Below are 1543 nucleotides of genomic sequence, written 5' to 3'. Positions count from 1 at the left end.
GTGCCTCGACGGTTACATGCGAATCCTCACGGACGAGTTTTTGGACGACGCGCCGACGACGCTCAACGTCCACCCGTCCTTGCTCCCGTCGTTCCCCGGAATGGACGCGTGGGGAGACGCGCTGGACGCGGGCGTGAGCACGACCGGATGCACGGTTCACGTCGTCACCGACGCGACGGACGACGCGGGCGAGGTTGACCACTCCAAGGTCGATTCCGGTCCCATCGTCACGCAGGAGCCGGTCCCGGTGTACGACGGCGACGACGAGGAGTCGCTGAAGGAGCGCGTGCTCTACCAGGGTGAGTTCAAGGCGTACCCGCGCGCAGTACGCTGGTTTGCGGAAGGCGACGCGGCGGTCGATTTCGACGCGAACGCGGTCCGCGTCGAGACGGACGCGGACGACGCGCTCCCCGCCCGGAAGGTCGAAACGTTTGACCGCGCCGCCAGCCTCCGATACGGGGAGAACCCGCACCAGGACGCCGCGCTCTACGCCGACGCGACGTGCGAAGAGGCCAGCGTGGTCCACGCCGAGCAGTTGAACGAGGGCGCGAAGGCGCTGTCGTACAACAACTACAACGACGCCGACGGCGCGCTGAACCTCATCAAGGAGTTCGACCGCCCCGCCGCCGCGGTCATCAAACACACGAATCCCGCTGGCTGTGCCGTCGCCGACTCGCTCGCCGAGGCCTACGAGCGCGCCCTCTCGACGGACGCGAAGAGCGCGTTCGGCGGCATCGTCGCCCTCAACCGCGAGTGCGACGACGCCACCGCGACCCAAATCGTGGACTCGTTCAAGGAAGTCGTCGTCGCGCCGGGCTACACCGACGACGCGCTGGCGACGCTGTGCGAGAAGAAGAACCTCCGCGTGCTCGACGTCTCCGAACTCGGTGAAATCACCGAGACCCACACCGAAAAGGACCTCGTGGGTGGCCGACTCGTCCAAGAACGCGACATGCAGGCCCCGACCCACGAGGACCTCGACGTCGTGACCGAGCGCGAACCGACCGACGAGCAACTCGACTCCCTACTCTTCGCGTGGCAGACCATCAAACACGTCAAGTCCAACGCCATCCTTTTCGCCACGGGCACCGAGACGGTCGGCGTCGGCGCGGGACAGGTCAGCCGCGTGGACGCGGTGCAAATCGCGAAGATGAAAGCCGACCGCGACGCCGAGGGCAAGGACGCCGACGGCGCGGTCATGGCGAGCGACGCCTTCTTCCCGTTCCCGGACGCCATCGAGGAGGCCGCCGAAGCGGGTATCGAGGCGGTCATCCAACCCGGCGGGTCGGTGAACGACGACGACGTTATCGAGGCCGCGGACGAGCACGACATGGCGATGGTGTTCACCGGGAGTAGGTGTTTTAGACACGACTGAAGGTCGTGTCTAAAGCCAGCGAGACGCAGCGCCCGAAGGGCGACCGTCTCGAGCGGTTTCCGGCATGACTGAGCGAAGCGATTGAGTGCCGGAAGTACGTCAGAGCGTGCTCTGACGATGTTTTCGTCACTCGCTCACTCCGTTCGCTCGTGACGAACATTTGCGATA

Annotated in this window: 1 protein-coding gene; it reads left to right on the top strand. The window is 65.8% G+C overall.

Features of this window, described 5'->3' with window-relative positions:
• A partial coding sequence (gene purH / locus BG842_RS10045) for a bifunctional phosphoribosylaminoimidazolecarboxamide formyltransferase/IMP cyclohydrolase (protein WP_069450636.1) occupies positions 1-1375 on the top strand: 1375 nt, incomplete at its 5' end.
• Positions 1376-1543: the final 168 nt, after the last annotated feature.

Origin of the sequence: Haladaptatus sp. W1, from assembly GCF_001723155.1 — an archaeon.
In the GTDB taxonomy this organism is placed as follows: Archaea; Halobacteriota; Halobacteria; order Halobacteriales; family Haladaptataceae; genus Haladaptatus; species Haladaptatus paucihalophilus.
This window is presented reverse-complemented; position numbering and strand designations above follow the sequence as displayed.